The 26,151-nt window shown below is 36.0% G+C and carries 18 protein-coding genes; 14 read left to right on the top strand and 4 right to left on the bottom strand.

From position 1 onward, the window contains the following. Nucleotide 1: 1 nt before the first annotated feature. The 3 genes from IGL48_RS09500 (at nt 2) to IGL48_RS09490 (ending at nt 6,299) form a co-directional block, all read left to right on the top strand. Complete coding sequence (locus tag IGL48_RS09500) at nt 2-325, top strand: PTS sugar transporter subunit IIB (protein WP_002356829.1); 324 nt, start codon at nt 2-4, stop codon at nt 323-325. 404 nt (nt 326-729) lie between these two features. Continuing rightward, on the top strand, nt 730-4,848 hold the full coding sequence (locus IGL48_RS09495; RefSeq protein WP_002384273.1) for a MucBP domain-containing protein: 4,119 nt from the start codon (nt 730-732) through the stop codon (nt 4,846-4,848). Nucleotides 4,849-5,465: 617 nt separating this feature from the next. Continuing rightward, entirely contained in the window at nt 5,466-6,299 is an 834-nt protein-coding gene (locus IGL48_RS09490; RefSeq protein ID WP_002384274.1) for a hypothetical protein, read from the top strand. 40 nt (nt 6,300-6,339) lie between these two features. On the opposite strand, the gene IGL48_RS09485 is transcribed toward IGL48_RS09490, so the two are convergent. Then, the gene (locus IGL48_RS09485) at nt 6,340-7,401 is read right to left on the bottom strand and encodes a LacI family DNA-binding transcriptional regulator (protein WP_002356832.1); all 1,062 of its coding nucleotides are present in this window, start codon (nt 7,399-7,401) and stop codon (nt 6,340-6,342) included. A gap of 175 nt (nt 7,402-7,576) precedes the next feature. Here IGL48_RS09485 and IGL48_RS09480 point away from each other — a divergent pair, with 175 nt between their 5' ends. The 10 genes from IGL48_RS09480 to trpS all read left to right on the top strand — a co-directional run bounded on the left by IGL48_RS09480 (nt 7,577) and on the right by trpS (nt 20,880). Beyond that, nucleotides 7,577-7,963 carry a hypothetical protein gene (locus IGL48_RS09480; RefSeq protein WP_002356835.1) on the top strand — a complete coding sequence of 129 codons (387 nt, stop codon included), beginning with the start codon at nt 7,577-7,579 and terminating at the stop codon, nt 7,961-7,963. Further along, nucleotides 7,944-9,743, top strand: coding sequence for a DUF2264 domain-containing protein (locus IGL48_RS09475; protein ID WP_002359866.1), 1,800 nt, complete (start codon nt 7,944-7,946; stop codon nt 9,741-9,743). Before IGL48_RS09480 ends, IGL48_RS09475 begins: the two co-directional genes overlap by 20 nt. A gap of 15 nt (nt 9,744-9,758) precedes the next feature. After that, the gene (locus IGL48_RS09470) at nt 9,759-10,901 is read left to right on the top strand and encodes a glycoside hydrolase family 88 protein (RefSeq protein ID WP_048949330.1); all 1,143 of its coding nucleotides are present in this window, start codon (nt 9,759-9,761) and stop codon (nt 10,899-10,901) included. A 49-nt stretch (nt 10,902-10,950) separates the two neighbouring features. Next, nucleotides 10,951-12,228 (top strand): ABC transporter substrate-binding protein, encoded by a 1,278-nt coding sequence (locus tag IGL48_RS09465; RefSeq protein ID WP_002384276.1) that lies wholly within the window; start codon nt 10,951-10,953, stop codon nt 12,226-12,228. Between the two features lie 150 nt (nt 12,229-12,378). After that, nucleotides 12,379-13,281: a carbohydrate ABC transporter permease gene (locus tag IGL48_RS09460; RefSeq protein WP_002356840.1), complete on the top strand. Its 903-nt coding sequence runs from the start codon at nt 12,379-12,381 to the stop codon at nt 13,279-13,281. Continuing rightward, nucleotides 13,254-14,171, top strand: a complete 918-nt coding sequence (locus IGL48_RS09455) for a carbohydrate ABC transporter permease (RefSeq protein WP_002383582.1) — start codon at nt 13,254-13,256, stop codon at nt 14,169-14,171. The genes IGL48_RS09460 and IGL48_RS09455 overlap by 28 nt, the downstream gene beginning before the upstream one ends. Before the next feature lie 12 nt (nt 14,172-14,183). Further along, complete coding sequence (locus IGL48_RS09450) at nt 14,184-14,855, top strand: hypothetical protein (protein ID WP_002384277.1); 672 nt, start codon at nt 14,184-14,186, stop codon at nt 14,853-14,855. 100 nt (nt 14,856-14,955) lie between these two features. Beyond that, complete coding sequence (locus IGL48_RS09445; protein ID WP_002384278.1) at nt 14,956-15,924, top strand: hypothetical protein; 969 nt, start codon at nt 14,956-14,958, stop codon at nt 15,922-15,924. 10 nt (nt 15,925-15,934) lie between these two features. Next, nucleotides 15,935-19,714: an Ig-like domain-containing protein gene (locus tag IGL48_RS09440; protein ID WP_002384279.1), complete on the top strand. Its 3,780-nt coding sequence runs from the start codon at nt 15,935-15,937 to the stop codon at nt 19,712-19,714. Nucleotides 19,715-19,875: 161 nt separating this feature from the next. After that, nucleotides 19,876-20,880 (top strand): tryptophan--tRNA ligase, encoded by a 1,005-nt coding sequence (trpS, locus tag IGL48_RS09435; RefSeq protein ID WP_002356846.1) that lies wholly within the window; start codon nt 19,876-19,878, stop codon nt 20,878-20,880. Nucleotides 20,881-20,933: 53 nt separating this feature from the next. Here trpS and IGL48_RS09430 read toward each other — a convergent pair whose 3' ends face one another. Both IGL48_RS09430 and IGL48_RS09425 read right to left on the bottom strand, forming a co-directional pair. Beyond that, nucleotides 20,934-22,712 (bottom strand): ABC transporter ATP-binding protein, encoded by a 1,779-nt coding sequence (locus IGL48_RS09430; protein WP_048949329.1) that lies wholly within the window; start codon nt 22,710-22,712, stop codon nt 20,934-20,936. Nucleotides 22,713-22,764: 52 nt separating this feature from the next. Continuing rightward, nucleotides 22,765-24,492 (bottom strand): ABC transporter ATP-binding protein, encoded by a 1,728-nt coding sequence (locus IGL48_RS09425; protein ID WP_048949328.1) that lies wholly within the window; start codon nt 24,490-24,492, stop codon nt 22,765-22,767. Between the two features lie 66 nt (nt 24,493-24,558). Here IGL48_RS09425 and IGL48_RS09420 point away from each other — a divergent pair, with 66 nt between their 5' ends. Continuing rightward, a complete protein-coding gene (locus tag IGL48_RS09420; protein ID WP_002384281.1) occupies nt 24,559-25,374 on the top strand; it encodes a MerR family transcriptional regulator in 816 nt (271 codons plus the stop codon). 63 nt (nt 25,375-25,437) lie between these two features. Here IGL48_RS09420 and IGL48_RS09415 read toward each other — a convergent pair whose 3' ends face one another. Further along, a complete protein-coding gene (locus tag IGL48_RS09415; RefSeq protein ID WP_002400588.1) occupies nt 25,438-26,025 on the bottom strand; it encodes a CPBP family intramembrane glutamic endopeptidase in 588 nt (195 codons plus the stop codon). Between the last annotated feature and the right edge of the window lie 126 nt (nt 26,026-26,151).

Here is a 26,151-nt window from a genome sequence, read left to right as displayed (position 1 = left end):
CATGAATGAGGAGAAGTTTATGAGCAAAAACATATTGATTATTTGTGAGACGGGAATTAGTGCATCGCTGTTAGTTTCAAAATTACTTGAAGCAATTAGGGAAAAAGAGTTATCTTATGATTTAGATTATGCACCTGTTTGTCGGATTGAGGAAAAACTTGGTTATAAAGAGTATGATGTGTTAATGTTGACCCCACAAGTCGCTCGTGTCAAAGAAAAAGTGGAAAAATATTTAGAAGGTTGTCAGGGGCAGGTTGTTTTTATCGATCAAGAAGATTTTCGTTATATGAACACAGAGAAGATACTCGCAAGTATCGAAAAGTAAGTTTTAGAGAGTGGGACATCAGTTGAAGTGAACGCTGGTGATTATTGACTTTAGTTAGTTGGAATCTAAAAAAAGATTTTGACAAAAGAATGTGTACTACGTATGAGAGAGATAGCTTTAACGGTAAAAAATCCTTTCGATATAATGGATTAAAGCAACTCTATATTGTCTGATGTTGGTATTTTTACCAACATCTTTTTTCGTTTATAAAAAGACACCTCCCCCTTACATAAGACAATTTAATTTGAACATAAAACGAGAATATTTTGACATGAAAATAATTTTCTCGAGAGTTTTAATGATATAGACTAGTTAATTAGAACGGTTATTATTCTCTAAGAGAGAGATTCTTTATTAGAGTATAACAAAGAAAAAATAAATGAAATAAAAAGAGAGGAATAAATATGAAAAATAATATCAGGTTTAGATTGTATAAGACGAGTAAAAAATGTTTTGTATCGAGCATAGTGACAATTACGGTACTCTTTGGTTCACCTAATTTAGTTGTAACTGCAGATGCGATTGCTAACTCGCCAGCAGATAGAACAGAAAATTCAACAACTAGTGGAACTCAACATATAACAGACCAGTATACCACTCAAGCAAATTCTAAAGAAGATATAGCACAGGACCAAGGTTTGACGTCAACAAAACAAACTTCTGAAAGTATCAACAGTATGAAGGATATTCAACCAGTAAAAATGTCTGGGCTAACTTTAGATATGGATACGAGTACTCAAAGTGTAGAGAATACGATTGCTTACACATTGACCTCTGATGGTGTAGGGTGGCCAAATAATGCTTCAAGTACGAGGCAATTTTCAGTTTCAGCTTCAGTTATTACTGGGGATGAAATTAAAATTACTGTCCCTAGTGGTTTAACTATAGAAACTTACGATATACCTAGTGGGGCTACAGTAACCAAAACTTCGGTTAATGGAGGGACGAACCTCACCTATACTTTTTCAACGCCAGGTGTACAATCTTTCAATATTTCATATTATATGTCAGATCAGGGAGACAATCATCAATTTTCTCCTGGCAGTACAACATTACCTATTACAGTAGAAGGTGGTGGACAGACTTTAAATAGTTCTATAGTAGTTACTAATCCTATAACGTCTATTGCTACTGCAAGGACTCATAATACCGCGGTCGCAAATAATGTCTATACGGCAGATGGAAACTCTATTTATAATTTTGTTTTGGGGGTAAAAACTGATCCAGATTTTACAGCTTCGAGTGCGGGAATTACTCAAGCCCAACATGTCAAAGTAAAGGGTATCATTCACGTGCCTTCTGGCTTCGTATTGGTGGGAGGACATTTAGCGGATTATCGAGATACAAATGAAAATGTCCCAGACGACGGTAGTGCAATTCCCAATATTCCTGATGGACTTTCTCAGCCTAATGGTGCAGGAGGGGATATTATTGTATCTAATGTTACAGGGGGAGGGTATTTTTCATATAATGAAGCATTTATGTACCTTTATGGTTACTTTAAGACAGGAACAGCTTCAGGAACTTATCATTTTACTCCAGACTTGACCTTGATACCTCAATATTATGACGGCTCAGTTGGTAATGAACCAATACTACTAGGTAATTTGGATGATGTTGTTATTGGTGCAGCTAACCCTGGAACGATGACTCCAATGTTTGGGGGTGTCTTAGAAGGATATGACAAATCTACAATTGATCCAGAGCATGAAGGTTTCTATTCTAAAACAATCAGTAATAGTACTGGGGTAACAGGATTTGTTACAGGAAAAGAATCGGATACGACGATCAATAAAAATTTAGCTACCCCAAATCTATCCGTAAATTTTCTAGATGATACAGTAAACCAAACGAACAGGTTAAAAGATTACAAATTCACTCTTCCTACTAAATGGTGTGGTAATTTGACAGATATTTCTTTTGCAACCGGTCCTAACGGTTCTGTGACAACTTCTGGAAATCTTAATGCTATCGGTCCATTTACAGTCGTCTTAGATAATGGGTCCACTTATACTGTTTCTACATTAGCATCTAATGATGCAAAAGTAACTGCAGCATTAGATGCTGGTGCACACATTGTAAGTGTTGCAGGACAAGCTAATATTTTGGCAGGGAATAATGTTGAAGTAAGACTACTTAATGCCGTGATTGAGGACAAAACTTATAATAATGGAGAAAGTGTACCTATTATTTTAGATGTGCACAGTGTAACCACAGATAAAGATATGTCAGTTACGGGGCACCTCAAATACTTTGATGATAGTGTAAGTTCGACCTCCCAATTTAGTTTAAAAGGGACTGTGAATTATGATATTTCCGGAACCTATACACAAGGGCAAACCTTTACGACAGGTGCTAAGTGGGCGGAACTCAATAAAGAAACTACAATGGATGGCGGTGTAGATGGGAAAATAATCATTCCTGGAAGCGCAACGACTGGAGTTACCGCAAAAGTAAAATTGCCAACCTTAGTGATCAGTAGCATTGATAAGGGAATGATTGATATAGATCAAAGTAAAATTACGGAATGGGGCTGGACGTACAAGGAGCATAAATATTATCCTGTTATTACAGATTTAGGGATTGATCCGACGACTGGAGAGCACCTTACACAATTAGATTTTTCTAAGGATAGTGTAATAATCCCTGCGGATATGGGTACGTCATCTGCATTCTTTTATCCAGATGCTCTCCCATGGAAAGTAAGTGATGTTGCAGCACCAATGTCAGGAACGACAGTACACTGGGTAACTCAATTAACGGATAACAACAAGGATGAACTACACCCGATTTATGGTGGGAAAGTTTATGATGGCTCTACTGGTATGAAATGGACAATTACGGCTCCATCATCAATTATATCTACCGTAGGATTATCAGGAAATAGAACAGGTGATTCTAACTATTATAAAGAATCAACAGGGAAAGCAGGATTTGATAGAGGTCTGAGAGTCGATAAAAATGATGATGATAACTCGGGTAAAATAATGCTCTCTATTACTAACGGTTCTAATAAAGAGTATACTAATGCGCAGACTCTTGCTGTTCTGCCTCAAAAAACGAATGGTGATACATTTGATATGGTATTAACAGGTCCTGTTTTAAATCTTTTAGGAGCTGGTGCACACGTTGTTTATTCAACAAAAATATACTCTCTCCCTAAGAATGAATCTAATACTTCGGTTGATTTAACGACAAGTGACTGGGTAGACGAAAAGCAAGTCAGCGATTGGTCAAGTATTCGAACAGTTGCAATTAAGGCAGATAAGCTTAAAACACAAACAACAATTTCAGGTTTTATACCCGTTCAGGTAGCGAAAATTGGAAAAGCAAAAATAGGTGAAACAGCTAAACTACACAGCTATTCTTATGCAAAAGGAACGGTTTCAGGGGCGAATCTGAGTAATAATGTTGAAATGACTGCCCAAATCTATGGTATACCACAAATAACAGTTCACTATGAAGAAACTATTAATGATTCCACATCTAATGGAAATATACTTGCCTCTGAAGAAAAAAATAAAGGTAAAGATACAAATGGTGAAGATTCTGTAGACGAGAGCTATACATCTAAGAAAAAAGATATCAAGGGTTACACCTTTTCAGGATTATCTAAAGATTCTGCGCCAAGTTCTGGAACTTTAACGGATAATACCTCTGATATTACGTATCTTTATAAAAAAATTCCAGTTCCTGGAGGGAACATTACTGTCAAGTATGTGGACACAGAGGGCAAACAAATCTCTTATGATGTAGTAAAAAAGGGGAATGTTGGAGAATCTTACTCAACAGAAAAGAAAATCATTTCAGGTTATACGTTTAAAGAAGTTCAAGGCGATGCATCCGGTCATTTTACAGAAAAAATGCAAACCGTGACTTACGTATATACGCACAATTCAATTCCTGGTGGCAATGTCACAGCGAAGTACGTGGATACAAAGGGAAAAACAATAGCGCATGATGTAGTGAAAACAGGAAATATTGGAAATCCCTACTCAACAGAGAAGAAAACAATCTCGGACTATACCTTTAAAGAGGTACAAGGTAATGTATCCGGTCACTTCTCAGGTCAACCTCAAACCGTAACTTACGTATATACGCATGACCCCATTCCCAGCGGCAATATCATAGTAAAGTACGTGGATACAAGGGGACAAGCAATAGCGCATGATGTAGTGAAAATAGGGAAAATTGGAGGTTCCTACTTAACAGAGAAAAAAGAAATCTCTGGTTATAAATTTAAAGAAGTTCAAGGTAATCCTATTGGTCAATTTACGGTTAAAACTCAAGTAGTCACATATGTGTATACGAAAGACAAAATTAATCCCAAAATAAAACCAGATAATAAAGATAAAACTAGAGATAAAGAAACAACTTCAACGGCAAAACATAATTTACCTGAAACTGGTGAAAACGATAAATCTGTATTGGTAAGTATTTGGATAGGTATAGTATTTTTAGGAGTTGCTCTTATCACTTCTGTTTTACGTTTTCGAAAATTAAAAAAAAATTATCATAAATAGTTGTAGAAAAGTACAATTACAAAAATAAATCTTAATTAATTTGTTCTTTTTATCAGATACTATTAGTAAAAAATATAGAATAACATTGAATCCAGAGGAAAAGATCCTCTGGATTCTTTTATGACTTTGGTCAGTTGAAGTAAGATATTAAAAAATATGTGAGATAAAATAAGTCACCATCGTTTAAGCCCGTGCAATGACAATAATCATTCATAAATATCATGCGAATTAAAATAGGATCATGTTAATCGATCATTTTGGATAAAAGAGGTTATTATGTGAGTCTTGTAGGGCTAAGAGAAAGTAGCTAAGTATATACGAAAGCAAGGAGCAGAAAATCGAGTAAGGATAGCAAAAAAAGAATGTAAGATAGTCTGCATTTTAAAAGTTCTCGTTAAGGGAGGTGCAAGTAATGAGTCTTTCTGAGGTTACTGAAAATCTGCCAGGTTTACAGGTGAATATTTATTGTGTTCAAAAAGAGCAGAATCAAAATCTTACGTCTTATAGTGAGTACCAAATACTTTTATAGAAATAAAGCTAAAGTTATTATTTTAGTAAAAAAATAGATTAATTTACTAAAATAATATATAATAAAGGTAAAATTAGGAGGGAAGCATATGACGTGTATTTCATTATCGATTTTAAATCAAGAACAAGAAATTAGAAAAGCTAAGATAGATGATTCAGATTCTTTGAAAGAGTTAACTATTACAGGAAAAGATTTTGTTTGTTTAGCTGCTCGGGATTGTCAATTACAAGACGGCGATGTGATTCAAGTTTGTTTAGATACGCCCAATACTTATTTAATGGTGAAGTTAGATGCTACGCTTGATAGCAGTTTAATTTATGTTCCAGAACAAAAATGGACGTTTCCAATCATAAAAAATGAAAACGTTATCGAAGCGCGAGCAGCGTATCGTTTTGAAACCAAGAAACCTTATATAAGTGTGCGTATTGCCACTAAAGAAGAAATTAAGAGTTATCGTAATTGGGCGTTAAATCCACATGATTTACAACATTTTACTGGTGCGTATCCTCATGCATCTGCCAACGTGGAAACGCGAAATGATGCCACTTTTTTTGCTTGCAATGCGATTGACGGTACCTTTGCTAATCTTTATCATGGGCCGTATCCTTATCAATCATGGGGGATTAATCAGCAATTAGATGCCGCATTAAAAATTGAATTTGGGCGTGAAGTCTTGTTGGATAAAGTGATCTTAACATTACGAGCGGACTTTCCTCATGATAATTATTGGCAACAAGTGACTTTAAAATTTTCCGACGGTACACATGAAGTTTTTAAAACTGTTAAGACTGAGCAACGCCAGAGCTTTACCTTTGCGAAACGGGCAGCGGAGTGGGTGATACTAACAGAGTTAATTCAAGCAGATGAACCATCACCATTTCCAGCATTAACACAAATTGAATTATTTGGTCAAAACAAATAAAAAATAAGGACGGTTCCTTTATAGGAGCGGTCCTTATTTTTTATTTCTGGCGTGGGCTAGTTGTCGATTGGCGGACAACCAATTCTGTGTTTAACAGGACTCTACGAGGAATGCTAGGCATTTGAATTCGTTTGTGCAATAAATTAATGCCTGTCTCGCCCATTTCTTCAGTAAAGGCATGGACAGAGGATAGCGGCGGTGAGACATATTGAGAAATAGAGATATCATTGATCCCCATGACACTAATTTCTTCAGGAACCTTTATACCGTGTGCGGCTAACGTATGTATCACACCGATTGCAAAGGCGTCATTATAAGCAAGAATCGCAGTAGGTAAATCATTTCCCCATTTTTCTAACGCTTCTTCTGTCAATTGTTCCCCCGTTTTGACATCCAACATGCCATTTTCTTTTAAGATAAAATAATCTTCGTTAAACAAGTGATAATGCTGCATAATGTCAAGATAAGCGTTGGTTGTCGGTGTTTTATAGCGACGGAAACCATACATATTTTCGCTTTCTTCGGCACCAATAAAGGCAATTTTTTCGTGGCCCAATTCCAAAAGATGGGTTAAGGCAATCTCGGTTGCTTGATAAAAATCAGTATTTACAGAATCAAATTCTTCCAGTGGGAAATTACTGCCAATTACACAAAGGTTTGGATGCAGTTGCTGCAACTCTTGTAACGTCTTTTGGGTGAATTTGCCAATTGCCAAAATGCCATCAATCCCTTGAAGGTTATGTTGTTCCAATTGAGAAACTTTTAGAATATTGTAACCTAACTCTTCGGCCCGCTTTTCAGCGCCTAAACGAATCGACATATAGTAAATATCCGTTAGTTCTTCGTCATCTGAACGCCACTGAACGACGGCAATCGAAGGCTCTTGCGGAGCTGTTTGTACGGAAAGGTTAGGTGTCAGTTGCTCCTGCTGTTTGTTTTTATTTTTAGTTTTATATTTCGTATAATTCAGGGTTTCTGCTGCTTCAAAAATTTTTCGCTTGGTTTCCTCTGTAACGGATAAGTTTGGATCATAGTTCAGAACTCGCGATACAGTTGAAATTGAAACATTCGCGACTTTTGCGATATCTGTGATAGTTGCCATTCTAAATGCCTCCTTCTCAAGTACTATTATAGCATATAGTATATTTCTTTTTAGTAAAAAAAAGCAAGAAAAAGCTTTTTTTACTTTTTTTTAGCAAAAACTATTGATTTTTTGACTAAAAAAATATACTATAAAGTCAAAGAAAGCGCTTTAATTCGATGGAGAAGGTGGTTTAGTGAAAAGATTTTCACTTTTTTTACTAATTTTACTTGCTTTAACAGGTTGTAAATCCGGTGAAAAAGAATTTGATGAAGAATCTCTTCAAAATCTAAAGGAAACGGCACAGTCTTATTCAGAAACAGAATTACAAAATGGTGACGTTCGTTTAAATGAATATATTTCTTTGAAAGGGGAGATTGTTGAGAGTGACAGTCGTTCCAGTTTAATAAAAAAAGGTGATCGTTTTATTTTGAAAAGTGGTTCTAGTAAATATCAAGTTTTTAATGAGCAAAAGAAAAAATTGAAGATTGGTGACGAAGTGACAGTTTACGGAGAATATTACGGCTTTTTGAAAGGGACATTAATTGAAAGTGAGGAGAATCATGATTCAGCCACGAATTAGACAGAATCCTTTTGAAACATACGAAGAAGTTGCAGAAGGATTTGAAGATTTATTAGCGCCACTGGAATTGTTTTTTGATCGAGAGTATCAAGGTCATCTGGATTTAGGGACACACGGAACGGTTTATTCTAAAGGGACACGTGATGCGGAGGCATTTTTACGACCATTATGGGGACTAGGTCCTTATGTAACACAAAATGAAAGTGAGTATTTGAATGACTTTCTAACTGGAATTATCGAAGGAACCGATCCTGAGAGTTCATCTTATTGGGGAAAAACAAAAGATTATGATCAATTGATTGTTGAGATGGCAGCATTAAGTACATTTCTTTTGTTAAACAAAGAAAAAACGTGGGACCAATTAACAAAAGAACAGCAAAACAATTTACACAGTTGGCTGATACAAGCCAATGAAAACATTATTCCGCCAAATAATTGGCATTTCTTTAGAGTGTTGCTGAATTTAGCGATGAAACATTGTGAAATGCCGTATTCAAAAGAACAGATCGCTGTTGATTTGGCTGTAATTGATCGTTTTTATGTCGGTAATGGTTGGTATTATGACGGAGTCGAGACACAAGTTGATTATTATGTTTCTTTCGCTATTCATTATTATAGTTTATTGTATTGTCGTTTTGCCCCGGAAGATACCGCAAGAGTGGCTATTATGAAGGAACGAGCAACTTTGTTCGCGCAAGAGTTTAAGTATTGGTTTACTCAGCCAGGAGAAGCGATTCCCTTTGGACGTAGCTTAACGTATCGTTTTGCTCAAGTGTCATTTTTTAGTGCCTTAGTTTTTGCAGATGTTGAAGCATTGCCGTGGGGTGAGATTAAAGGTCTAATCAGCCGACATCTTCATCAATGGATGAACAAAGATATTTTTACAACAGATGGATTATTGTCGGTAGGTTATGATTATCAAAATATGGTCTTTGCCGAAGGCTATAATGGTCCTGGTTCGCCTTATTGGGCTTTTAAAACATTTATTTTGTTAGCGGTTCCAAAAGATCATCCTTATTGGCAAGCAGAAACACAGCCTATTAGTTTTCCAGAAAAACACTTACCTTCACCAGAAAGTCGGAACTACTATCAAGTAAATGATGCAGGGACACATGGTTTAATGTTTCCAGCGGGACAATTTATTAATTATCAAGCTCATGCGCATGATAAATATAGTAAATTTGTTTATTCTTCCCATTTTGGTTTCAGTACTATAAAGAGTGATTATTGGTATTACGAAGGTGCTTATGATAATTGCTTGGCTTTAGCTGAAGACGACCATTATTTCCGCACGAAAGGATTAGATGATCAGTACGAAATTCTTGATGATCGTATCATTCATCAATGGCATCCTTGGTCCGATGTAGCAATCAAAACGACAATTGTACCATTAGAAGGCCAACATTTACGGATCCACGAAATTGAGACACAACGTGCATTAGTGGCTTATGAAGGTGGCTTCTCAATCCCGCTCTTCGATGAAAAGGTCACTTGTGTTTCTGATCAAATGGCTGAGGTAAAAAATGCAAAAGGTGTGTCAAAAGTAGAAAATATCAACGGTTTTTCTGAAGCTGCGATTATTCGGACAGAACCGAATACAAATTTACTTTATCCGTTAACGGAGTTGCCATATTTGAAAGCAAACTTGTCGAAAGGGAAACATCTTTTAATTTCATTGGTGACAGGCGTACTACCGAATGAGCAAATTGAGCCAGTTAAAGTTAGGTTAAAAGAAAATCAGCTTTTAGTTGAAGAAAAAGTTGTAATTTTGGGGAATTAGGGGGAAAAATACACAATGACAGAAAATGGACAGATTGAGTGGTTACCGAAGCAAATCAGTTTTGCTTTAAACAAAGTTCGAGGAAATTTAGAGACATTTAAAGAATTAGTTCCACCCGCGGCAAGTTTAAATCAAATTTATTATCCTGAAGAAAATATTGATTGGACGGCCAGCTTTTGGCCAGGAATGTTATTTTTAGCAAAGGAATTAACAAATTCAACAGAGTTCGATGAAGTGATTACCACACAGATGGCTTCTTTTCAACATCGCTTGGATGAACAAATTGAGCTGGAAACACATGATATAGGCTTTTTGTATATTTTAACAGCCATTGCCGATTATCAAGTCAATGGTCATGAGGCCTCAAAAGAAATGGCCTTGCAAGCTGCGGACTTATTAATGAAACGTTATTCACCAAAAGCCAAGATTATTCAAGCTTGGGGGAATTTAGACGATCCAGAGCAACGAGGTAGAATGATTATTGATTGTTTAATGAACTTACCATTATTATACTTTGCAGCAAAAATGACTGGCAAGCAAGAGTATTATGAAGCTGCCTACAATCATGCGAAACAAACACAAAAATATATTGTGCGAGAAAATCACACCACGTTCCATACGTATTATTTTGATACGGAAACAGGCGAAGCCTTGTACGGAAAGACACAGCAAGGATATTCAGATGATTCTTGTTGGGCTCGCGGCCAAGCCTGGGGAATTTACGGCTTTACGTTAAGTTATTTATATACAGGAGATAGTAGTTTTCTGGAAACAGCCAAAAATGTTGCTGATTACTTTATTCAAGAATTACCAGAAGACAAAATCTGTTACTGGGATTTAATTTTCAATGAAGGGAGTGAAGAAGAACGTGATAGCTCATCTGCTGCAATTGCTGCATGTGGCTTACTAGAATTATCTCGTCAGCTTCCATTAAATGATGAAAGACATGGCTATTATGAAAAGGTTGCGCTAGAACTATTACAAGCATTAGCGGAAAAGTATACAACGGTTTTACGACCAGAGTCGAACGGCCTATTGCTTCATGGTGTCTATGATAAAAAAACAAATACAGGAGTCGATGAATGCATGATTTGGGGCGACTACTTTTATTTGGAAGCGTTAACTCGTTTGGCGAAAAGCTGGTATTCTTTTTGGTAATTCATGGAGGAAAACTCCTAAAAAATAATAAATAGCGGAGGTAGTACAAATGAAATTTTGGAAAAAAGGCTTAACAGCGGCAGCGTTGTTAGCGGTGACGGCAGTAACTTTAACAGCATGTGGTGGTTCAAGTGAAAAGAAAGCAACTGAAAAGAGTGAAGATGGCAAAACAAAATTAACAGTAACTACTTGGAATTATGACACGACCCCAGAATTTGAGAAATTATTCAGAGCTTTTGAAGCGGAAAATCCTGATATCACTATTGAACCGGTGGACATTGCTTCAGATGATTATGACACAAAAGTAACAACGATGCTTTCATCAGGAGATACGACAGATATTTTAACTATGAAAAACTTACTTTCATATTCTAATTACGCGCTACGCAATCAATTGGTGGATTTAACCGATCACGTTAAAGATTTAGATATCGCACCTGCCAAAGCAAGTTACGAGATGTATGAAATCGATGGTAAAACCTATGCTCAGCCTTACCGTACAGATTTCTGGGTATTGTATTACAATAAAAAAATGTTTGATGAAGCCGGAATTGCCTATCCCGATAACTTAACTTGGGACGAATATGAAGCGTTAGCGAAAAAATTATCTAAACCAGAAGAACAAGTATATGGTGCCTATCAACATACTTGGCGCTCAACCGTTCAAGCGATTGCTGCTGCTCAAAATAATGCCAATTTGATTGAACCGAAATACAATTATATGGAAACTTATTATGATCGCGCATTGAGAATGCAAAAAGATCAATCACAAATGGATTTTGGAACAGCAAAATCAACAAAAGTAACGTATCAATCACAATTTGAAAATTCAAAAGCGGCGATGATGTACATGGGTAGCTGGTACATGGGGACTTTATTAACCAACATTGATGATGGCAAAACAAATGTCGAATGGGGGATTGCCGAAATACCACAACAAGAAAAAGGTAAAGCAACTACCTTTGGCTCACCGACAAGTTTTGCAATTAATAAAAACAGTAAAAAACAAAAAGCTGCTCAAAAATTCTTAGACTTTGCTTCAGGTAAAGAAGGTGCAAAACTTTTAGCAGAAGTAGGGGTGGTTCCTTCTTATAAAACAGATGAAATTGATAAAATCTACTTTGCAAGAAAAGGAATGCCTTCAGATGAAGTCTCACAAAAAGCCTTTAACCCAGATACAATTAATTTAGAATTCCCATCTGATAAAAACGGTGCCGCAATTGATAAAGTATTACAAGAAGAACATGATTTAATTATGGTCGGCGACGAAAAACCAAAAGATGGTATTGCTAACATGGAAAAACGTGTCAAAGCAGAGATAGACTAACTATTATTTCCTGCAAAAACACAAAAGATTGATGAAAAAAATAAGCTGAAATGAGTAACCTACAATGAATTTCAGCTTATTTTTTTAAATAAAGAATGTAGCTTGAGTTTGGAAGGAGGGCCTGTTAAGTTCACTTAACAGAATACAATTATGGAAATTACTTCAAAAACAAAAACAGCAAATAAATTGAGACGAAAAAATACGTGGACTGCGTTATCTTTTATCGCACCAAACTTTATTGGCTTTTTCCTCTTCACTTTAATCCCGGTTATCTGTTCACTGATTTTAGCTTTTATGAGTTGGGATTCTTTTTCAACTCCTGAATTTGTCGGAATGAAAAATTTCACCAAAATGATTCATGATGATACGTTTTGGATTTCGTTAAAACAAACATTTATCTATACGATTGGTGTTGTTCCGTTAACATTGATTTGCTCATTAGGACTAGCGATTTTGTTGAATCGTAAAATTAGAGGGATGAAATTTTTTAGAACGGCTTTTTTCTTTCCTTATGTAACGTCATTAGTTGCGATTGCGGTCGTTTGGAATATGCTATTTCATCCAACGATGGGACCAATTAATCAATTTTTGAAATTATTTATTGAAAATCCTCCTGGCTGGACATCTAGTTCTACTTGGGCTTTACCAGCAATTATCATCGTTAGTGTGTGGCGCTTTATGGGGTATTATATGATTTTGTATTTAGCTGGTTTACAAAGTGTGCCAAGAGAATTATATGAAGCAGCGTCAATGGATGGCGCGGGTAAATGGAATCAATTTTTAAATGTTACCTTACCTTCATTACGACCAACGACCTTTTTCGTGACTATCATGCTTGTAATTAACTGTTTCAAAGTTTTTGACTTAGTTCAAGTTATGACTGGTGGTGGACCAGGACGTGCAACGAATGTGTTAGTTTATGAAATTTACAATGAAGCCTTTGTCAAATTTAATTTTGGTTATGCATCAGCCATTGCGATGGTCTTATTCATCATCGTTCTAGCGATTACTGTGGCTCAATTTAAATGGAATCAACATCAAGAGAAAGTTTAGGAGGAGAAAAGATGGAAGCAACTTTTTCAAAAAAAGAAAATACTCGAAAAGCAAAAACGAAAAAAGCAGAAAAAGTCACACCTGGTGGGATCCTTGTAATCATTCTCTTAACTTTACTTGCGTTAATTACTTTGGTGCCTTTCATTTGGATGGTTTCAGCATCATTTAAAACAAACAATGAAGTTTTCACCATTCCAATTCAATGGATTCCTAAAAGTTGGCATCCAGAAAACTATTCCGTTATTTGGGAACGCATTCCATTGTTAACTTTCTTTAAAAATACGTTATTTTTAAGTATTGTGATTACGATTATTCAACTATTTACTTCAAGTTTTGCAGCATATGGCTTTTCAAAAATGAATTTTAGAGGAAGAGATACACTTTTTATTACGTACATCGCAACAATTGCTATTCCTTGGCAATCGTATATGATTCCACAATTTATTATGATGCGTCAATTAGGTTTGACTGACACGTTATGGTCACTTGTTTTATTACAAGCATTTAATGCATTTGGAGTCTTTTTACTGAAACAATATTACAGTAGTATTCCAGATTCACTATGTGAAAGTGCGCGGATTGATGGGTTAAGTGAGTGGGGAATTTATTGGAAAATTATTTTACCATTAACCAAACCAGCTTTAGCCAGTCTCACGATTATTACTTTTGTGAATACATGGAATGACTATATGGGACCTTTCATTTATTTATCTTCTACTGAGAATAAAACGATTCAGTTAGGTTTGAAAATGTTCGTCGGTTTATTTGATGCTGAATATGCCTTAATCATGGCCGCATCAGTGGTTTCTATTTTACCAGTAGGGATTGTCTTTTTAGCAATGCAAAAATACTTTGTTGAAGGTATTGCTACATCTGGAATGAAGAATTAGGAGGAAGTTTGAATGTTTACTAAGCAAACCTTTGATAATAATATTTATATGAAAATTTTTCGCTGGCTTTACATTTTATTTATCGGTAATCTAGGGCTTCTCTTAGTGAACATTCCTTTTTTCATAGCGGTGATTAGCTTAGACATTGATCCACGAAACCTCCCACTTTTTGTAGTAACGTTGTTGCCGATAGGGGCAGGGATGATTGCACTTTTAGGCTTAATCGATACTTTTAAAGAAGAAAAGGAGCTGGATCCATTTAAAACTTTTTTCCAAAAGTTTCGTCAGTTTGGGTTAAGAGGCTTTCTTATCAGCTTGCTAGGCTTAGGAAGTAGCATCATCAGTGTGACAGATATATTCTTTTTTGCCAAAACAACGATTGGTAAATGGTTTATTCCATTGATGGTCCTTCTGCTAATTTTTGGGTTAGCTATTATGCTGAATGCTTGGTATTTTCAAGTACGAAACCCGCAAGCTTCTTTTAAAGATGTGTTTCGGATTTCAATTTACTATGGACTGCGGAAATGGTATGTCAGCTGTCTAAATGTTTTTTTACTATTCTCAATGTTTGCAATGATGTTTTTGAAGCCACAGTTTGGGTTTGTTGTAACCCCTGTCCTTTTCCTAGGGATTATTTATTTAAATACTGGGAAATTGCATGAAAAGCAAAAAAAGAATAAATAATTTTTACATAATAAGTAATCTCGATTTTCAGGAAAATGAATGAAGGTGGGGTTGCTTATTTTGTTCTTGCCTTGTTTATTAAAGTGGAGGGAGCGAACGAATGAAGAAAAAAATAATTATTTTAAGTAGCTTTTTGATAGGTGCTATTTTTGTGCTCGTTATTTTTACTACCAGCCAGCAAAGTATGATTAATAACGAAGCAATCCAAGTCGAAGAATTAATTGTTTATGGCGATAAAAATATGAATCGTGTAGCGAAGCAATTCTCTGATCAGAATAATTTAACTTCGTTTGGGAAAAATTTCTGGCGCAAAACGTATAACGGAAAATCACCCACTCAGGAACTACTGAAGGTTGCAACGGAGGATTTAGTACAACATAAAATGATTAAACAGCTGGCAACGGAGTTAGAAATAGCCCACTCACAAACATTTGGGCAAGAAAAAAAAGAATGGCAAGACCAAAAGAGCAGTTTAACGCTCTGGCAATTTTTAGATGCAAAAGATCAACAATTACAGGACCAAATAAAAGAGAAATTAATGGAGAAAGAAAAGCCAACGCAAAAAGAATTGCGGCAGGCCTTTGAGCAATTGGATGATAAATATAAAAAGACCGATTACTTTGTTGAAGCAATTGAAATTCCAACTTTTTCAGGTAAGCAAGCAGAATTAGAAAAAATAGCCGAAGCAATCTCTCCGAATCTATCTTATGAGGAGACGTTATTGGAGTGGCAAAATAAATTACCTAATCTTGTTATTGAATCGTATCAATTGAAGAGTGCAGAAATCCAAAAAGAGGATATTTATTCGTTGTCTGTTGGGGAGATTCTTAGTGAAAAAGCTGTTGGTACCGTGGTGAAAGGATACCACGAAAACCAATACTTTTATATTTTTAATAAGGAAGGAGGGCAACTTTTACAGTTTGAAGAAGCACCACAATTTGGCAAAAATGCCTATATCAACACATGCTACAAAGAGAAATTAGCTACGTATCAACAAGCAACCAAAGTAGACTTGTTGGAGAAAGACAGAGAAAAGTTTTTTCAAAATTATCAAAATAAAAACAGTTAAGGAGCAGAAAATGAGAAAAAAAGCGTATTTTAAAAGTGTAACCATCTTCCTTTCTATTTTACTTGTTTTTTCCCAGCTTCAATTATTTAGTCTTCCTGCTTATGGGGAAACAGTGAGTGATCAACCGTTACTTTTTCGTTCAGTAGGTGTCGCTCAAAATGGGACGACCTACTATGTGGATGGGGAAGGAGGAAATAATGCCAATGATGGGCAGTCTCCAGCCAGTGCTTGGCGTGATTTTGAAAAAGTGAATCAGACGGAGTTTCAGCCAGGCGACCATCTTCTGCTGAATGCGCAAAGTACCTGGAATAACCAATTGTTGCATCCAAAAGGGAATGGGACAGCGGCACAAAAGATTGTCATTGATTTTTATGATACGAATGACAAAGGAGAAACCATTTTTGAAACAACACGGCGTCCGATTATTAACGGTGGTGGCACCTACAGCACAGGGACTTTCAAACGTGCAATCTCAGGGGCTGTGCAGTTAGTGAACCAAGAATATTGGGATATTTCAAACTTAGAAGTGACAAATACACCAGAGCTAGATAATCTCGAAGGCTATAAGAAACCAGGAGATGCTCAAAGAGCGGGGATATTAGTCCTAGGATATGAACAAAATCGAACGTTCAATAGTGTCACGATAAGGAATAACTATGTTCATGATGTTCAAACAGAATATTATTTGAATCTAAGTGGGAATACTGCAACCAAACGATTAAAAGCGGTAGGTGGAATTATTGTTTTAGGAAGTTGGTTTGATGAGAATGGCAATGTAGTAACAGCAGCCAATGATCATCGAACAACGACTGGATTTAATGATATTTTGATTGAAAATAATGTGATTCAACGAGTGGGACTTGAAGGAATTCGAACAAAAGCTGATTCAGATACCTCAAGAGGCAACACTTTCTACAAAACGTTTTCTAATATTACGATTCGTAATAACTATTTAGAAGATATTGCTGGCGACGGAATTGTCTTGTCAGAATCCAAAAGTGGCGGTGTCGTCGAAGGAAATGTTGCTGTCCGAATGTGCAATGCCGATTATGGTACACAAAATTACGCGGGCGTTTGGGCAATGTCTGTAGATGACGGACTGTTCCAATATAACGAAGTATACGGAATCAAATATGGATTTAACGATGCCGAAGCTTATGATGTGGACATGCAGTCAAACAATGTTATTTATCAATATAACTATTCACATCATAATACTGGCGGCTTTTTATTGCTTATGTCTGATCAAAAAAATTCGGTTATTCGGTACAATATCTCAGCTAATGACGGCGGTGGTAACCGAGGAACAGGTAAAGACAATCCAGGCGGAGCTGGTGGCTACAATTATAAAGAACAAAGTATTTTCCATTATTGGGTGAAAAATGATGGAGCGGCAATGCCAACTATCCACAATAATACGATTTATGTTGGCGACGGCATTTCAACATCATTATTTGGTGAAGGAAATAGTTCTGACAACAGTGGTACAGTAGCCAATTTTTACAATAATATTTTATACAAAGAAGGTACCGGACAATTAAAATTCTTATCTAATTATCCAACAAATGGGACACAACCAATTGAACGTAAAATGGTCGATAATCCAGAAAAATATTTCAAAAATAATGTTATTTGGCCAAAAGAAATTGCTACAGAAAAAAGTGGTGCAACTGTTGAAAAATTAGTATCAAGTGGAAACATTTTTGAAAAACCACAATTAGAAATCACAGATAACCCTGAAAAAGTGAAAGAGTTGGCAGAGCAAGAATTTACGACATTGAAACCAACAAAAGATAATGTGGTTGAATTTACTTCTAAAGAACGCTTACGTCAGCGAGCACAAATGTTCCAGTTAAAAGAAACCTCTCCAGCGATTGGTAAAGGCTTGTCGGAAGTGAACAGTGCGGCCGAAGACTTCTTTGGAAATAGCTTGAAAAATAAAGTTTTAGATATTGGTGCGCAACAAGCATCCACAATTGAAAAAAGTATTCGTTATCAAAATCAAGTGTTAGAAATTAGTTCGGCAACAGGTGTGTATCCTAATTTGCCAGAGCAAGTTGAATTAACGTACGAAGAAGTCGTTAATGAAGAAGTGGTTGCGACAGGCAAAAAAGAATTTAAGTTACAATGGGAAGCAATCCCTCAAGAAAAAATTAATACAGCAGGCACAGTTGAAGTTGCAGCAACAGTTATCGGCTTACCGATAGATGCTGTCAAAGTAACAGCCAAGGTCTCTTTTGAGGGTGAACTTGGTGAAGGAAAAGATACCGTTAAACTAAAAACAGCTCAAACTGCCTATGTTCAAAAGAGTGATGGTAACCGAGCATACTCTGCTATAGCAGGCGGTACTGCTGCCATTAGTTCAGGAGACGCCTATAAATATCCTTATGGAGTAAACTATACGGGCAATTACGCATTAAAATTAAAAAATGCTAGTTCTGCGGGGTATAATCGCCGGATTTACGTTGAAATTGATACACAAGAATTGAAGAACTATCAATCACTAAAAAGTGCCAATTTAGAATTAAATGTGATGCGTTATGATGCGTGGAATGGTGCTGGAAATACAAATGATGAACGTTTGAAAAATACGCAGTTCCAAGTAGATGTTTATGGAACAGATACTAATTGGATGAGTAACACCATTACTTGGAACAATGGCCCAAATAATTTAAATGTACCAAATGAAGAATTTATTGCTCGACAATCTTTTACAAATAGTTCAATTATGAATAATCAAAATACAATCTCTATCGATATTAGTAACTATCTACGGAAGCTAATTCAAAGTGGTGAGAAAATTCCAGCCAAGTTAAGTTTCTTATTAGCGATTACAGACAGTCGTTTGCCTGGTTATGATTCTGATAATGCTGGGTTTGATGCTTTTTCAAAAGAAGGCGCACAAAAGGCCTATCAAGACTTTTTAGCAGGCAAATTGACCTTGCCAACTGGTCAACAGCTAACAGAGGATAGTTTAGCTCCTAAAATTGTTTTATCGAATGTTTTCGAAGTCAAACATGAGTCGATTGAGGTCACGACAGAAGCGGGTCAAGCCCCTAATCTACCAGAAAAAACAACTATTTTTTATTCGGATGGTTCACAACGAGAAGTGACTGTCAATTGGTCAGAAGTTCCAGCATCTTCTTATCAAAAAGAAGGAACATTCACTGTTGTAGGACGAGCAGCAGGTGTCTCAATGCCAATTATTGCCAATGTAAAAGTCACCGCTAAACATATTGTTGGATTCAAGGAATTGCCTACGCTGGATCGACTAACAGGCACCTCGCGAGGCGAACTGAATTTGCCAACTGAAGTAATTGCAAAATTAGATGATGGTAGCGAAACGAAATTGAAGGTTATTTCTTGGGATGACGATGTTAGTAATTATTCGCCAAGTAGCCCGCCAGGTACTTACCAGTTCCCTGCTGCAGTAGAAGAAAAAATAGGAATTGCGAATCCCGATGAACGAAAAATCTTCCAAGTCGTGCAAACTCATGCGATTCCTGAAAGAATTCAATTTGCTACAGAAACAGCCACTATAAAATCAGGCGAAAATTATCAAATTCAATCTAAAGTGATTGGTCAAGCGCCGCACACAGAAACGGATGCTTGGAGCTCGCAAGTAACGTATGAGTTGGTTACACCAGATGCTGGCAATACAGTAAGTGTAGATGAAAACGGTCTGATTAGGACAGAAGCAACGACTGCTGCAGGAAATTATCAAATCAAAGTAACAAGCAAAGTTTTACCGGTAGTGACTGCACAATTTTCAATTAAAGTCACAAAATAAACGAACTGTTTGAAGAGATTGGAACAAGAATTGCTGTACCTTGCAATCTTTCTAGTCTCTTCGATTATCTAGAATCAATAAATATTCTATTGCCTACTATTCATTCTTTTTAAAACAAGGTAAAATAATAAATGAAAGTAAACGATAAAGGTGTGTAGACAATGAATACTATCTTAACAGGTGATCGTCCAACTGGTAAATTGCACCTAGGACATTACGTAGGTTCCTTAAAAAAACGAGTAGAAATGCAAGCAGACCCTACAAATCAATTATTTGTCATGATTGCAGATTTACAAGCATTGACAGATAATGCAAAAAATCCCGAAAAAGTTTCAGCCAATGTTTTAGAAGTTGCTTTGGACTATTTAGCAGTTGGTTTAGACCCTACGAAAACAACAATTTTTATCCAATCGCAAATTCCACAGTTAGCTGAATTAACAATGTACTATCTAAATTTAGTGACCACGTCACGTGTTCGTCGGAATCCAACGGTCAAAGCAGAAATTGAGCAAAAAAAATTTGGGGAAGGTGTTCCGACAGGATTCTTTATTTATCCCGTTTCACAAGCTGCTGATATTACTGCCTTTCAAGCGAACTTAGTCCCAGTTGGGGAAGACCAAAAACCAATGTTGGAACAAGCGCAAGAAATTGTGCATAGTTTTAATCAGACGTACGGTGAAGTTTTAGTTAGACCGGAAGCTGTGTTACCACCAAAAGGCATGGGACGCTTGCCAGGAATTGATGGCAACGGAAAAATGAGTAAGTCTTTAGGCAATGGTATTTATCTTTCAGATCCAGCTGAAGTGGTACAGAAAAAAGTAATGAGTATGTATACCGATCCAAATCATATTCGTATAGAGGACCCAGGACAAGTTGAAGGAAATATGGTCTTTACTTACTTGGATGTCTTTGGGAAAGAGAAAGAATATATTGAAGAATTAAAAGAGCACTATCGTCATGGCGGTTTAGGAGATGTGAAAATTAAACGTTACTTAATTGATGTCCTAGAAGAAGAACTCGCACCGATTCGTCGACGTCGTGAAGAGCTGGCTAAAAATCCAGAAGCGATTATGGAAATGTTGCATAAAGGAAGTCTTGCTGCTGAAAAAGTGGCAGCACAAACCTTAACAGAAGTCAAAAAAGCGATGGGAATTCAATATTTCTAAGCAATAAAAGAACTGGAACAAGTCAAAAGAAGAATGACTTGTTCCAGTTCTTTTTAAGTGGTTTGAAATTGACTATTATATAAGCTGGCGTAAAGAGTCGGAGCTTGTAATAGTTCCTGATGCGTTCCTTTTTCAATAATATCGCCATTTTTCATCACTAAAATTAAATCAGCATTTTCAATTGTGGATAATCGATGAGCGATAACGAAGCTTGTTCGATTTTCTGTGACAGTTTCCATCGCTTTTTGAATATGGGCTTCTGTTCGTGTGTCCACACTCGAAGTTGCTTCATCGAGAATAACAACGGGCGGATTTGCTAAAATGATTCGGGCGATGGTTAATAACTGTTGTTGCCCTTGTGATAATGCACCATTTTCGCTAGAAATAATTGTGTCATATCCTTGAGGAAGGGTCCGAATAAAATGATCACATTGAGCAATTTTAGCTGCTTCAATTATTTCTTCACGAGAAGCATCTTTTTTTCCATAGGCAATATTATCTGCTACGGTTCCTTCAAATAGCCAAGTGTTTTGTAAAACCATGCCAAATAAATTTCTTAGATTTTGTCGAGAAAGTTTCGTAATATCAATTCCATCAAAAGTAATGGCACCTTGATTTATTTCATAGAAACGCATTAATAAGTTGACTAATGTTGTTTTACCAGCGCCGGTGGGTCCTACAATGGCCACTGTTTTTTTCGGTTGAACAGAAAAATCAACATTCTTCATTAAAATTTTTTCTGGTGTGTAGCCAAATTGAACATTTTTAAATTCAATGGCTCCTTTAGGAGAAAAAATAGTTTCTAAATGAGTTGCTTCTGGCTGTTCATCAGCTTCATCTAAGATAACAAAAATCCGATCAATGGAAGCCATCGCTGCTTGAATTGAGTTAATGACATAAGAAGCGGTAGAAATCGGCTCAGAAATTTGGTTGATATATTGCAAATACGCTTGCAAGAAACCAATCGTAATACCACCAGATAAAACGAGCATTGCGCCTAAGATAGCACTGATAATAAAAGCCAACTGATTAATAAAACGAATAGCTGGATAAATCGCAAAATTTAGAAACTGTGCTTTTTTAAAGGCACGATAATGTTGTTGATTAACAGCATCAATTGTTTTTTCAGCATTTTGCTGTTGATTAAAGGTTTTTGTGACCAAATTTCCTGCTAAATATTCTTCCATCTTATTATTTAATTGACCTAATTCAGCTTGACTTTGATCAGCAAACACCTTGTTTTTATTCGCAATTTTTGTCGTCATGAAAGTACTGCCGCCAATTAGCAGCAACACTAAAATGGTTAATTTTGCATCAATATAGAACAACATGATTCCTGCAAAAAGGATAGTCACGACGGAAGTGAAAAATTGGTTGATGCCTGTTAAAAGAACTTGTGACAATTGGTTTAAGCCAGTTGTTGAACGACTAATGATATCGCCCACTTGGTGATTGTCAAAGAAGGCCATTGGTAAAGTTTTAAACTTTTTTGTCACTTCTTTTCTAATTCTTAAAGTAACCCGTTCGCTTAAAGAAGCCATTGCTCGTTCCTGAATAAAAGAAGTGATACTACTAATGATTGAAAAGAGAATTAAAAGTAAGACGGGACCTAAGAGCGCTTCTTCAACTAAAGGAAGTGTCATACCTTTGAGCCCGACACGCTTGATCGCTTCTAAGAGGTTATCAATCCCGATTGCCATAATATAGGTCATGGCAACAATTAATAAGTTTCCAATTAAACTGCAGATCATTAGACCATAAAAGATTGGATGCTCAGGTTTAATCATTTTCCAGAAACGTTTAAAGCTTTGAAGATTCATTGTTTTTTTCATTGTATGGCTTGAAAAGAAAACTTTCTTTCAAGCAGTCACATCCTTTCTTTAATTACTTGGGTAAGATACCTTGCGATTTAGCAAAGTCTTGGTAATAGCTATTAGTGGTAAGTAAATCAGCGTGGGTGCCTTGACCAACAATCCTTCCTTCATCTAGGACGATAATATTGTCAGCGTTCATGATTGTACTTAACCGTTGAGCAACAATGAGTAAAGTTTTGTCCGACATTTGTGCATGTAAAGCGGCACGTAGAGCGGCGTCAGTTTTGTAATCTAATGCGGAAAAGCTGTCATCGAAAATATAAACGTCTGCCGGTTTGATTAAGGCTCGTGCAATACACATTCTTTGTTTTTGACCACCAGAATAGTTGGACCCGCCTTGTGCTACGAAACTTTCAATCCCTTGTGGTAAGGAATCGATAAATTCAGAAGATTGTGAAATTTCTAGTGCCGTTCTTATTTCTTCTGTAGTTGCTTTGGCATTTCCCATTAATAAGTTTGATAAGATTGTCCCACTGAAAAGAAAGGCTTTTTGTGGCACATAACTGATGACTTGGCGAATCGTTTGCTGAGATAATGAGCGGATATCTGTGCCAGAATAGCTAATCGTGCCGGCTGTGACCTCATTTATTCGTAAAAGTAACTTAACTAAAGTACTTTTACCAGCGCCAGTTGAACCAACAATCGCCGTTGTTTTTCCTTTAGGAATAACAAAACTAACATTTTCTAAAACAGGATCAGCTGTTTCTGTGTATTGAAACGTGACGTGATCGAAGCAAATCAAGGCTTTCTCAGGATGATAAGCAATGGTTGCTTCAGTGTGAGGATCGCTAATTTCAATTTCTTCTGACAAAACTTCTTGCAAGCGATTCAAGGAAGCAACGGACCGTGGAATGACAACTAATACCATAGCCGCGATCATTAAGTAGGCCAAAGTTAGAAGGGTATATTCAATCACAGCTGTAACGGTGCCAATTTGTAGGGTGCCTATTGCAACTAAATTACCGCCAAACCACAAAATAGAGGCGTACACAACGCCCATTAATAAAAAGGCAACGGGAGTAATCCAAGCAAAGATTTGATTCACTTTACTCATGCGTTCAGCATAATTTTTAAATGTTTGATTGGTTCGCTGCTCTTCAAAGTCTTGATTATTGAACGCACGAATCATATTAATTCCAGTAAAGAACTCTCGTAAAGTCGTAGTAATTCGATCCATTTTTGGTTGAATTTTTAAAGATAAAGGGGTACCTTTTTTCATTAAAAAATAAACAACGACTAAGTAAAATACGATGGAAGCCAATGTTACCCAAGCGAGTGAAACTGAATAAGAAAATGTCATCACTAAGGCAAATAAACTAATAATAGGCGCTGGAAAGATTAATTGGCAAAATAGCACAATCATTGTTTGAACATTATCTACATCGTTGGTCATTCTAGTTAGCAAAGAATTTGAACCAAACTTATCAACATTTTTCATCGAGAATTGTTGAAATTTTTTAAAGAACAATCCTCTAACTTGAAAACCAAATTTAGCAGCTACTAAAGCAGACAAATAGCTAGAAATAATTGCGGCAATTGTTCCAATGAATGCCACAAGAAACATTTGTATGCCAATCGTTTTAATTACTTGTTGGTCACCGCTAACGATGCCCACATCAATCAACTTGCCAACTAATTTAGGGACGCCAAGGGTTCCTGCGATTTGCAAACAGATGGTTAAAGTTGTCGCAAGAACAATCCATTTATTTTCTTTAATAAACTCTTTCATTAATTTCATGAAATTTCCTCCTTAAACAATACCGTTTTAGCTGTTACAAAGAGTCATTGTACACGTTCAAGTAACTTGAATGTCAACAGTAGAAATGCTAAACTTTTTGATGGAGGGAACAGGATGGAAAAAAATTACACAATAAAAGATGTTTCTGAGTTGTTAAATATCCCTAAGTCCACGATTCGTTATTGGGACGAGCAAGGGTTGATTAGTACAACACGCAATGAAGAAAACGGATATCGAACCTTTGATTTAGAAGATTTGTTCAAAATATATGATATTGATTTTTATCGAAAAATGGGGATTCCTATCAAAGATATGTTGAATTTATATAAAAAGACACCTACCGATCTCTATGCCACCATGGAAGCAACAGAAGAACAACTGGGGCAAGAAATAAAAAGGCTTCAACATAAATACAAAGAAATCAAGAAAAGAAAATTACATTTACATGCGTTAATTGATTTAGAAACATTGGTTTTTTCAGATGAACCAATTCCTTTTGATAAAATTGTTGTTGTTGATATTGAGAATCCAGAAGAGATGAAAGTTTACATGGAACACATTTCAACTTTAGGTATTTACGGGGATTTAAGTGAATCCAATGAACTGACGTATGGGATTTGTTTGGCAAATCATGTGAATAAAAAAAGTTTAGATAAAGTGATTTGGCTCAAAGAATCAAGTAGCCAATACAAAGGCTTTATTTTAAAAGTCAATACACAAGATACCCGTTTGAATAATATCGAAGAAGTAAAAAAGCGTTTAGCAAAACAAGGATTTGAAACAGGCATCGTTGTCGGGGAACATATCTTGACACAACTAGAAGAGGAAAATCAATATATTGAATATTATTATGGTTGGATTGAAATTTTAGGGGAAAAGTGAAGTAATTGAAACAAAGAAGGAGCTAGCAATAGCAAATGTAGCTAAGCTAGTTCCTTTTTTGATTTATAACAAGAAACCCAACATATTATTAACAATGTGAATAGCCATAACAAATACAAGCGAACGATTTGATTTTAAGTAAGCTGCAGATAATAAAATAGCTCCTGGCAGATAAATGAGAAAATCAAGGGGCTGTTGTGTGTGCATAAAGGTGAATAAAAAAATTGAAATCATAGTTGCACAGGCTATACCAATTGTTTCCGATAAACAATTCATTAATACTTGCCGAAAAACTAGTTCTTCAGCAATTGGCCCCACGATTGCTAAGAAAAATAGAGTAACAAGCAATGGGACTTGTGCACCAAATGAGAGAACATCTTGTTGATTAGCAATTAGATTATTACTCATGATTTTTTGAATAATAACATCGACTAAAAAAATCAGCCCCACCCATAAGAAAATGCTAAAAATACGCCAAAGAGTCTCTTCTTTAAAATAGTCGAACCCAGCAACGATTTCTTTCCAAAATAAAACTATTCCCACAATAGCAGTAATAGTTAAACCTGTTACGAGATTTGCAAAAGATGATTCTACTAAATTATTATCAAATAACAGTGAAATAGCTAATAATAATAAAGAACCAGCTTGCATTAAAACTGTGAAAAAATATACCACAATTAAACTAATTGCTCTAGTGTTTTTACGGATAAAATTCAAAAATAGTCCTCCTCAAAAATAATTAGATAATATCCTTTGTGAAAATAACAAGTTCTCAGC

Origin of the sequence: Enterococcus sp. DIV1090, from assembly GCF_050537975.1 — a bacterium.
GTDB lineage: Bacteria > Bacillota > Bacilli > Lactobacillales > Enterococcaceae > Enterococcus > Enterococcus faecalis.
The sequence above is the reverse complement of the archived record's forward strand: the minus strand, read 5'-3'. Positions and strand labels throughout refer to the sequence as shown.